This is a genomic window from Meiothermus hypogaeus, assembly GCF_003574035.1.
Lineage (GTDB): Bacteria > Deinococcota > Deinococci > Deinococcales > Thermaceae > Meiothermus > Meiothermus hypogaeus.
Window position 1 is genome coordinate 1 of the sequence record NZ_QWKY01000119.1, and the last position, 7,467, is coordinate 7,467.

General features: G+C 62.8%; 4 protein-coding genes. 2 read left to right on the top strand and 2 right to left on the bottom strand.

Annotated elements, in window-relative coordinates:
- Positions 1-231: 231 nt before the first annotated feature.
- A complete protein-coding gene (gene gltX, locus Mhypo_RS16730; RefSeq protein WP_119342386.1) occupies positions 232-1,671 on the bottom strand; it encodes a glutamate--tRNA ligase in 1,440 nt (479 codons plus the stop codon).
- Between the two features lie 292 nt (positions 1,672-1,963).
- Here gltX and lptB point away from each other — a divergent pair, with 292 nt between their 5' ends.
- Entirely contained in the window at positions 1,964-2,734 is a 771-nt protein-coding gene (gene lptB, locus Mhypo_RS16735) for an LPS export ABC transporter ATP-binding protein (RefSeq protein WP_119342383.1), read from the top strand.
- Positions 2,735-2,815: 81 nt separating this feature from the next.
- Positions 2,816-4,312, top strand: coding sequence for a DUF3084 domain-containing protein (locus Mhypo_RS16740; RefSeq protein ID WP_119342384.1), 1,497 nt, complete (start codon positions 2,816-2,818; stop codon positions 4,310-4,312).
- Between the two features lie 121 nt (positions 4,313-4,433).
- Here the strand turns inward: Mhypo_RS16740 and Mhypo_RS18785 are convergent, their stop codons facing one another.
- The gene (locus Mhypo_RS18785; protein ID WP_119342385.1) at positions 4,434-7,151 is read right to left on the bottom strand and encodes a DPP IV N-terminal domain-containing protein; all 2,718 of its coding nucleotides are present in this window, start codon (positions 7,149-7,151) and stop codon (positions 4,434-4,436) included.
- Positions 7,152-7,467: the final 316 nt, after the last annotated feature.

Genomic DNA, 7,467 nt, shown 5'->3' on the forward strand with positions numbered 1-7,467 from the left:
TTCTTCGCCGACCGACAGTGAAGGGCCATCGGCCCCCGGCTAGCGCCGGTACTCAAGGGAGGGGTGTGCTCTAGGATTCAAAAAGACAGCCTATGGGGTTTTTGGTTTTGTAAACTGTCTTTTTGAAATCCGGTATTATTTCAAACCAGCCCCAGACAGACCGACGAAGCAACCAGGAGGAGGTTTTCAGGCTAAGGCCCCATAAAGCGCCTGGGTGCTTTACCAGAAACATCAATCTTGCAGCAGCTCCATGGCCCGCTCGAGCCTCTTCAGCACGCGCTCCTTACCCAGCAGGGTCAAGAGGTCGAACATGCCGGGGGTCTCGAGGCTTCCCGTCAGGGCCGCCCGCAGGGGCTGCATCACCGCCGCCGCTTTTACCCCCCTGGCCTCGGCAAAACCCTTGAGCAAAGGTTCGGTGGCGTCTTGCAGCAGGTTGGGCAACTGGGCCAGTTGCTCCTTCAGCTCGGGCAAGAAGGCGGCCCCTTCGCGCAGCTTGGCCAGGGCCTTTTCCTGTATGGGGTAGGCTTCGCTGAAGAAGTAAAGCGACTTGTCCACAAACTCCTGCAAGGTCTCGAAGCGGGCCCGCATGGCCTCGAGCACCTGCTTCAGGTAGGTTTCCGAGGGGTAGGATAGCCCAGCCCGCTCCAGAAAGGGCTTGACCCGCTCGGCCAGGTCGTCCAGGCTCAGGACTTCGCGGATGTACTTGCCATTCATCCATTTGAGTTTGTTCAGGTCAAAGACCGGCCCACCCAGGCTGATGCGCTCCAGGCTGAAGTGCTCGATCATGTCCTGCAGGCTAAAAATTTCCCGTCCGTCGGGCATGCTCCAGGCCATGGTGCCCAGGTAGTTCAAAAGGGCCTCGGGCAGGATGCCCTGGGCACGGTAGCTGTCCACACTGGTGTCCATCTTACGCTTGGAGAGCTTGGACTTGTCGGGGTTGCGCAACAGGGGGGTGTGGCACCAGACCGGCTCCTCCCAGCCAAAAGCCCGCAGAATCAGGATGTGGAAGGGGGTGCTGGTAATCCACTCCTCGGCCCTTATCACATGGGTTACGCCCATCAGGTGGTCGTCTACCATGGCCGCCAGGTGGTAGGTGGGATAGCCGTCGGCCTTGAGGATGACCTTGTCGTCCAGGGCAGCATTCTCGAACTCGATAGGGCCGCGCAGCAGGTCGTGCACCACGGTTTTGCCTTCCAGGGGCACCTTGAGCCGCACCACGTGGGGCTCTCCGGCGGCGGCCCGTCGCTCGGCCTCCTCGGCCGGGAAGTCGCGGTAACGGCGGTTGTAGCCCTGCTCCTGCTTGCCTGCCTGGCGGGCCGCTTCGCGGGCGGCGGCCAGCTCCTCGGGGGTGTCGAAGGCCCGGTAGGCCGCGCCTTTTTCCAGGAGCATCTGCACGTGCTCGCGGTAGATGTGCAGGCGCTGCGACTGCACATAGGGGCCATTGGGGCCGCCTTTGGTGGGTGACTCGTCGGGGGAAAGCCGCAGCCACTCGAGCATCTCCAGAATGCGCCGCTCGGAGGTGGGGTTGTAGCGGGTGCGGTCGGTGTCCTCGAGGCGCACAATGAACTTACCCCCGTGTTGTTTGGCAAAAACATAATTGAACAGGGCCTGGTAAGCCGTCCCCACATGGGGGTCGCCGGTGGGACTGGGTGCAATGCGCGTCACAACCATAACCGATAGCTTAAGGCCCCAGGCCCAAAGCGGAAAGCCGGGGTCCTGGGCTACCACAGGTGGGGGCGTGGGGAATGGGCGCGGCTTGAACAATGTCCCGTGTCGCAAGTCTCGGGTCGCGGGCCAGAGCAAACCCAGAGAACCCTGTTCAGGTTGGCATGTTGAGTGCAGGATGGGTCGCCAACCTTCGGCTCTCGGCTTTCTCGCCCTGCCTCGACCCTACGTTTCGCCCCCCCTTTGGGTCATACCTCTCACAGCTGCCTTAGCGGGGGGTGCTACCCTGGTAAGGCACATGGAAGCGGCATTGCAACCGAGATTTGGCACGACCCCCCCCTTCACCACCCGCCTCGAGGCCACCGGGCTGGTCAAGCGCTACGGCAAGCGGGAGGTGGTGCGGGGCGTAAGCCTGGAGCTCACCCGCGGCGAGATTGTGGCCCTGTTTGGCCCCAACGGGGCCGGCAAAACCACTACCTTTTACATGCTGGTGGGCTTTATCGAGCCCAACGCCGGACAGATTCGCCTGGGCGGACAAGACGTCACCCGGCTGCCCATGTACAAGCGGGCCCGGCAGGGTCTGGGCTACCTGCCCCAGGAGCCCTCGGCCTTCCGGCGCATGACGGCCCTGGAAAACCTGCTGGCGGTGCTGGAGTTTCAGCCCCTCTCCAAAAGCGAACGGGCTGAGCGGGCCAGAGAGCTGCTCGAGGAGCTGGGCATTGCCCACCTCAGAGATAAATACGCCTATACCCTCTCGGGCGGCGAGCGGCGGCGGCTGGAAATTGCCCGCGCGCTGTGTACCAACCCCAGCTTTATCCTCCTGGACGAGCCCTTCACCGGTGTTGACCCCAAAAACGTCCACGACATCCAGAAGCTCATCTCCGAGCTGCGCGAGCGGCGGGGGGTGGGCATCTTCATCACCGACCACTCGGTGCGCGAGACCCTGGCCATTGCCGACCGTATTTACCTGATGTACGACGGCCAGGTGGCCTTCCAGGGCTCGCCGGAGGAGTTCGCCCGCGACTCGGGGGTGCGCACGCACTACCTGGGCGACGAGTATGAGCTGTGAAGTATCACAGGTCGCAGATCCCAATACCACCCCTTCAAACCCTGTCCGAAAGACCTGTGACTTGAGACTTGAGACCCTGGTATGACTTTCTGGGCCATCCTGATCCTTCTGGTGCTCGTGGCGGGCCTGGTGGCCTATGTGGGCGACCTGGTGGCCAAGCGGGTGGGCAAGCGCCACTGGCGTTTTTTGGGCCTGCGTCCCAAGGCCACCGCCACGCTGGTGGCAGTAGCGACGGGGGTGCTGATTGGTCTGGGGGCTTTTGGGGCCTTCTTCTTGCTGGTGCGCGATGCCCGCGAGACCATCCTGCAGGCCGAGGCGGTGCGCCAGGAGCGCGACCGGTTGCGCAACGAGGTGACGCGGTTGGAAAGCCGTGCGGCCAGCATTTTCAGCCAGTACGAGCAGCTCAAAACTGAGCGCGACGAGTTCGAGAAGAACAACACCCTGCTGGCAAGGCAGCTCGCGCAAAACGTCGAACTCCAGCGCCAGACCCGCCAGGACCTCGAGAACGCCCTGATCGAGCGGGAGAAGTTGCGCCAGGAAGTCGAGAAACTCGAGGCCGATCGTAACTCCCTGCGGCAGGCTCAAGCCCCGCTGCGGCAGGCCCTGGCCACTTTGCAAAGCGAAAAGACCCAGCTCCTGAGCGGTCGCAACCAGCTCTTGGCCCAGGCCGAACAGGCCAAGCGGCAGCTCCGCGAACTCGAGGCCGCCGGGCGCAACGCGCAAAACCAGCTCCAGAAACTAAAAAGTGAAAAAGAAAGGCTCGAACAAGCGCGTCGAGAAGCCCAGGCCCGCCTGACCGGCCTCGTGGCCCGTACCCGAGAGCTCGAGACCCGCCTGCGCCAGCTCGAGGCCGACAAACGCAACCTCGAGGGCGATGTGGCGGTGTTGGGCAGCGGCGCCTTGCAAGCGCCCCCCAGCGACACGCCCAACCGCACCCTCGAGGCCCTTCAGCGCGAGAATGGCGAGCTGCGCAACAAGCTTCTGGAGGCCCAGCGCGAGTTGCAACAGCTACGCGAACGCAACCGGCTGATGGCCGCCAGCCTGGACAAAAGCCTGTCCATGAACCTGCTGGCCGAAGAACCGGTGACGCCGGGCAACGAACAAGGAGCCCTGGGCGAGGTCACCCGGCGGGCCGACAACCGGGTGCGCCTGATCGGGCTGCGGGGCCTGGAGGTGGTGGAAAACCCCAGCCTGAGTAACCTCAAGCCGGGGCTGTTTCTGGCCCGCATCCAGAGCATCAGCGCTGAGGGGAAGGTTCGGGTGGTCATCGAGTACCGGGCCCGCGAACAGGCCTTTGCCGAGGGCGAGGTGCTGGTGGCCACCACTCTGGTGCTCCCGGCCAGCATGAGCGAGATGCGGCGCAAGTTCAATGCCCTTAGCCAGCAAGCGGAGAACCGGCTCAGCGGGGCCGGTTGGGTTCCCGAAAAGCTGGCCCAGGGGGGGATTGCTCTCGAGGAGTTTGTGGGCCTGGCCTCGCAGCTCTCCGGTAAACGCGGCGGCGCCCGCATTGCAGTGGTGGCCCTGGACAACCTCTACCCCACCGAACCGCCCCGGCTGGGGCTAAAGCTACTCCCATAGAGCGCTCTTCACATGGAATGAGCCTCCCGAGAATAAAGAATCCTCTATCCCAGACAGAACAGTTGCCGCCTGGAAACTCGAAACACAAGCACCCGGGGGCCGGGCTTTGCTCTTGTGGAAACTACAACCCCGGCAAAACCAGGTTGAGGTAAAACCTGGGCCCTGGCTCGCCAATCCCCTGCGCGCCCCCCAGCGCTATGCTGCTGCCCGGCGCCAGATAAAACAAGGTCAGGCCCAGCCGCAGCTCCGCGCCCAACGCAAACCGCACCTGCTCCAAGTCTAGGGGCGAGCCGGCCACCCCCGCATCCACAAAGACCGAGAGGCTCAGGTCGTCGAAGAACACCGGCCAGTTGCCCAAGCCCCGCTCGATGCTCCAGGGCGGCGGGCGGTACTCCAGCGACCCCACCAGCGCCTGCGACCCGCGCAGTTGACCCGGCCCATAGCCCCGCACCGCCAGCACCGGCGCACTGCCCACCACCAGCGGCAGCGAGCCCAAATCAAAGGCATCGAAGGCCAGGGGCGAGGTGGTAAAGCCACCCCCAACCCGCAGCCCGATCAGGTGCGAGGCTTCCAGCGGCAGGCGGAACTGAAATCCCAAAGCCCCCCGCGCGCTGTAGCGCCAGTCCGGACTGCCCTCGCGCACAAAGGCGGTGCCCACCGCGCTCAGGCTGCTACGGAAGCGAAAGAGGTCGCTGGCCGTACTGTTGAGGCCGCTCAAGCGAACCGAAAAAACATGGGTGACGGTGTTCTGATTGGGGTCGAGGGCCGGCTCGAGCACATCCCTGCGCAGGTACTGCAACCCCAAACTGCCCTGGGGCGACCAGAACGAAGTGCCAATACCCTGGGCATTATCGCTACCCGACCCCGCTGCTTGCAGGGTGATGGGAAAACCAAAACCTGCGAACTGGTAGGCCGCATTGTAAAAAATCCCCCGAAAGTTGCTGTCAAACCCGGCCCCCACCGAATAGGCATGGATACCCACCGGGTCGGAAGCCCCAAAGGAAACCCCCAGAAAAGCGTTCAGCCCAAAGCCATCCACGCTCACATCGGCCAGGGGCAGCCAGTACAGGGGGCGCAGGTAGCGCAAAGGGTCGTAGCGCTGGCCTTTGGCCGCCTCGGCAGGCTCGAAGGGGGGCAGGGGTTCCCATTTCAGTTCCACCCGCTTCCAGGCGCTGGGGTTGTAGGGGGTCTGGTAGAGGTTGTAGCCCGTTTCGTCGTAGCCAGTAAAGATGATCTGCTGCTTGCTGTGCGAAAGGGTGGGCCGGTAGGCCCCGGTGAGCAGGTTGGTCACCTGAAAAACCGCCCCATCCGCCAGGCGGTAGGCATAGAGGTTATAGACCCGGTTTACATCGCTGCTGTAAATCACGTACTGGCCGTCGGGGCTGAAGACCGGGTCGCTGTCTACGTTTTTATCCTGGGTGAGGGGGGTCAGGGCCCCGGTTTGTAGGGTGTAGCGGTAGAGGTCTTGAAACCCCCCTCGGCGCAGGAGCGACAGGATTAGCGAGCCTCCGTCGGGGGCTACCGCAAAGGAATGCACCACCCCATCCTGGTTGGGGAAGCTTCGCAGGGGCTGGGTGCGCTCGAGCTCGAGAAAATAGCGGGCCAGTTCGGTGGAGCCGTCCGGCGTGTTCCTGGCCATAAAGATGCTCTGGCCGTCGGGGGCGTAGCGGGCGTAGTAGACCCGCTCCCCATTGGTGAGCCGCTTCACGCGGTCTTCCAGGCGGTCGTACCGATAAAGGTCGCTACCCACAAAGTAGGGGCTGGTGGTGCTGCTGGTGGTAAACAGCAAGTACCGCCCGTCCGGCGACCACTGCGGGTACTGGGCCGGGCCGTTCAGCAGTTCCCGTTCGCGCTCGTTTACGATGAGGCGCAGGCCGCTGCGCAGGGGCGAGGCGTGCGCGTACACAATTCCATTGGCCGAATCGGTAGCGCCCTCGCTAAAAAAACCCAGGTTGCTGAGCTTTTGCACTGGGGTCAGGCCCTGGGCCCGGATGCGGGCGATTTCGTCCTGAAACTGGCTGGGCAGCCAGCGCACAAAGTCGGTATAAATCTGGTCGAGCGAGAGCCCAAAGGCTTTTAGGAAGGGCTCGTTGAAGTCCTTGGTGGCCAGCATGGCCGCGTTGGCATCGGTGAAACGACGGTAGGCATCCTCGCCAAAGCGCACCTCCAGGTACTGCACCAACCAGGCGCTGTAGTTATAGACCAGAAAGCCCAGGTAGGGCCAGGTGGACTTGCTGTAGGCCTGGCGAATCTCGTCCAGGGTAGGGAACCGGGCCGAAAGCACCATCTGGCGCAGCACCATGCGGGTGGTGGCGTCGTTCAGGCGCGACTCCCCCAGCTTTTTGTGCTTGAAGTAAAGCACCGTGCCTTCCACAAAGGGAAAGGGCTTCACCGCGTTTTGCGAAGGCAGTTGCCCAAAGATGCGGGTGCGGTCTTTGAGGGGGCCCCGCACCTGCGAGAGGTCGAACATGTGCACAATCTCGTGGAAGATGACCGTCTCCCACCAGGAAGAAAGCCGGGGGTTGAACAAATCCGAGCTGCGGAACTGCCCGGTAAAAATGCCCACCACGTTGTTAGCAGGGTTGGCAAAGCCGTTAAGGGTGTCGCCCACGTCCGAAAGCACAATGCTGATGCGCCCAGGCGGCGGCTCGAAATCGGCCTGGAGCAGTTGGTAGGCGTTTTCGGCATATATGGCCGCCTCGCTGGCCACGCGCTCGAGGCCCGCATGGTAGTGAATGTCAAAATGCTCGGTGCGGAGCGTAAACCACTGCCGGGTAGGGTCGAACTGGGCCAGCGCCCCCGTGCAAAAGAGCAAAATAACCGCCAAGAGCCGCCACATTGGGCCCAGTATAGGCAATGCAGATGAAAGGCAATGTAGCGCGGCGTTGTGCAGACACCCAAACCCGGTTGCAGGTCAAAAACGGGTCCTAAGCTCAGTACATCGTTCACAGCACGCGAACCCTCCCGCATACGGGTAATACCGAATTCAAAAAGACAGTTCACAAAACCAAAAAACCTATAGGTTGTCTTTTTGAATCCTAGAGCACACCCCTCCCTTGAGTACCGGCGCTAGCCGGGGGCCGATGGCCCTTCACTGTCGGTCGGCGAAGAAAGCGTCTCCCTTCCAAGGGGCGGTATCGCCCTCCGCTACGCGG